Source organism: Longimicrobiaceae bacterium, assembly GCA_035936415.1.
In the GTDB taxonomy this organism is placed as follows: domain Bacteria; phylum Gemmatimonadota; class Gemmatimonadetes; order Longimicrobiales; family Longimicrobiaceae; genus JAFAYN01.
This window is the reverse complement of the sequence record DASYWD010000115.1, coordinates 1-2,893: the sequence shown is the minus strand read 5'-3', so window position 1 is coordinate 2,893 and position 2,893 is coordinate 1. Positions and strand designations below refer to the sequence as shown.

2 protein-coding genes are annotated in these 2,893 nt (G+C 75.3%); both read left to right on the top strand.

Features of this window, described 5'->3' with window-relative positions; all coding sequences use genetic code 11:
- The first annotated feature begins 131 nt into the window (after positions 1-131).
- Positions 132-1,238: an alanine--glyoxylate aminotransferase family protein gene (locus tag VGR37_04390; GenBank protein ID HEV2146634.1), complete on the top strand. Its 1,107-nt coding sequence runs from the start codon at positions 132-134 to the stop codon at positions 1,236-1,238.
- Entirely contained in the window at positions 1,235-2,842 is a 1,608-nt protein-coding gene (serA, locus tag VGR37_04385; protein HEV2146633.1) for a phosphoglycerate dehydrogenase, read from the top strand. Before VGR37_04390 ends, serA begins: the two co-directional genes overlap by 4 nt.
- The last annotated feature ends 51 nt before the right edge of the window (positions 2,843-2,893 follow it).

Genomic DNA, 2,893 nt, shown 5'->3' with positions numbered 1-2,893 from the left:
GTCCTCGCCCTCGCGGCGGGCCCGGAGGACCGGGCGCGCCTCGCGGGCACCGCGTGGGCGGGGCTGCTCCGCCGCGGCGACCGCCTGCTCCCCCGCGCCCCCTCCCGAGCCTGATCGCTTCCGACCCGTAGATGACCGTGCAGACCGAGTTCGGCCGATTCTTCCTCCCCGGCCCCACCGAGGTGCGCCCCGAGGTGCTGGCGGCGATGACCCGCCCCGTGATCGGGCACCGGGGCCCGGAGATGTCCGCCCTGCTGCGGGAGGTGGACGCCCCGCTGCGCGCCCTGTTCCGGACCTCGCGCCCGGTGTACGTCTCCTCCTCCTCGGCCACGGGGCTGATGGAGGCCGCCGTCCGCAACGGCGTGCGCCGCCGCGCGCTGGCGCTGGTGAACGGCGCCTTCAGCGGCCGCTTCCGCGACCTGGTGCCCGAGTGCGGGCGCGAAGTGGAGACGTACGAGGTGGAGTGGGGCGCCGCGCACGACCCGGAAGAGGTGCTGCGCAGGCTCCGCGCGGGCGGCTTCGACGCGGTGACGGTGGTGCACTCCGAGACCTCCACGGGGGTGCTGAACCCGCTCCCGGAGATCGCCGACGCCGTCCGCGCCGCCGAGCGCGAGGGCGGCGAGGAGATCCTCCTCCTCGTGGACGGCGTCACCAGCGTGGGCGGAGCCCTGGTGGAGGCGGAGGCCTGGGAGCTGGACCTCCTCCTCACCGGCTCGCAGAAGGCGATGGCGCTCCCCCCGGGGCTCGCCTTCGCCACGGTGTCGCCCCGCTTCCTGCGGCGCGCGGATACGATCCCCGAGCGCGGGCAGTACTTCGACCTGGTGGAGTTCGACCGGGCGTGGGAGAAGCACCAGACCCCCAACACCCCCGCCGTCAGCCTGATCTACGCGCTCGCCGAGCAGATGCGGCGGATCGAGGCGGAGGGCGTGGAGGCGCGCGCCGCCCGCCACCTCGCCATGGCCGGGCGCTGCGCGGAGTGGACGCTCGGCGAGGGCGCGCGCTGGGGGCTCTCCCTCCTCGCGCCGGAGGGCTTTCGCTCGCCGACGCACACCGCCATCCTTCTCCCGCCACATCTGCGGGGGACGCAGGTGGCCGCGGCGATGGAGGCGCGGGGCTGGACGATCGCCCCGGGGTACGGCAGGCTCAAGGACACGACGTTCCGAATCGGGCACATGGGAGACCACACGGTGGATGAGCTGAACGGGCTGCTGGCGGTTCTGGAGGAGGTGCTGGGATGACGGCTGCCGCGCACTTCCGGGTGCTGGTGACGGACGAGGTGGACCCGGAGGGGGTCGCCCTGCTCCGGTCGGCATCGCGGATCGAGGTCGTGGAGCGGCCGACCCTCCCCCCCGCCCAGCTCCTGGAGGAGATCGGGGAGTACGACGCCATGGTGGGGCGGAGCGCGACCCGCGTGACCGGGGAGCTGCTGGAGCGCGGCGAGCGCCTCCGGGTGATCGGGCGCGCCGGGGTGGGGGTGGACAACATCGACCTGGAGCGCGCCACCCAGCTCGGGATCGCGGTCATCAACGCCCCCGGCGGGAACACCGTCTCCGTGGCGGAGCTCCTCTTCGGGGTGCTGATCTCGCTGGTGCGCCACCTCCCCGCGGCCGACGCCTCCATGCGCGCGGGCCGCTGGGACCGCTCCAAGCTGGGCGGCACCGAGCTGCGGGGCCGCACCCTCGCCATCGTGGGGCTGGGGCGCATCGGGACGGAGGTGGCGCGCCGCGCCCGCGCCTTCGGGATGCTGGTGGTCGCCTACGACCCGTACGTATCCGCCGCCCGCTTCGAAGAGCTGGGCGTGGAGCGGGCCGCACGCCTGCAGGACGCGCTGGAGCAGGCAGACGTGCTTACCGTGCACGTCCCGCTCTCCGACCAGACGCAGGGAATGATCGGCGCGCCGGAGCTGGCGCGGCTGGGGCCGCGCGCCATCGTCCTGAACCTGGCGCGGGGCGGGATCGTGGTGGAGGACGCGCTGGTGGAGGCCGTCCGCACCGGACGCATCGGGGGGGCGGCGCTGGACGTGTTCTCGCGGGAGCCGCTGGCCGCGGACCACCCTCTGCGGCAGCTTCCCAACGTCATCCTCACCCCGCACCTGGGCGCCTCCACCACCGACGCGCAGCGGAGCGTGGCGATCGAGGCGTGCGCTGCGGTTCGCGACGCGCTCCTCACCGGCGACCTGAGCGCCGCCCTGAACGCGGCGGGGGTGGGCGGCGCCGGGTGGGCCGAGATGCGCCCGCTCATGCAGCTCACCGACCGGCTGGGGCGGCTCGGGCGCTGCCTTCTCCCCGTGGGGCTCAACGGGGTGGAGCTGCGCTACTCCGGCCCTCGCGAGGAGGCGCCGCGGGCGCTCCTCCTCGCCGCCCTGCAGGGCGCGCTGCGCGACGTGATCGACCGCCGCGCCATCAACCTGGTGAACGTGCACCACGTCGCCACCGAGCGGGGGATCGAGACCACCTGGGCACAGGTCGCCGGGCGCGGGGAGCTGGGGGAGGAGGTGGAGCTCCGGCTGGACGGCGGCGACCGGAGCGTCCGCGTGGGCGGCGCGCTGCTGGGCGAGGCGCACGGCCGGATCACCCGCATCGGGGGCTTCCGCGTGGACGTGGCGCCGCGCGGCACCCTGGTGGTCCTCCGCAACCACGACGTCCCGGGCGTGATCGGCCGGGTGGGGACGGTGCTGGGCGAGGCTGGGGTGAATATCGCCGAGTACCACCAGGCCCGCCTGCAGGCGGGGGGCGAGGCGCTGGCCGCCATCTCGGTGGACGGGCGCGTCTCGCAGGAGGTGATGGACCACCTCGGCGGCCTCCCCGAGGTGCTGGACGTCCGCCAGGTGGACATGGAGTAGGGCGGGCCCCGGCACGGCTCCTGCGGACTCCGGCAGCGCCGGACGCGGCAC

Excerpts from the sequence above, each read along its gene's own strand:
- VGR37_04390 (HEV2146634.1), top strand. The coding sequence starts at position 132 with ATGACCGTGCAGACCGAGTTCGGCCGATTCTTCCTCCCCGGCCCCACC.
- serA (HEV2146633.1), top strand. The coding sequence starts at position 1,235 with ATGACGGCTGCCGCGCACTTCCGGGTGCTGGTGACGGACGAGGTGGAC.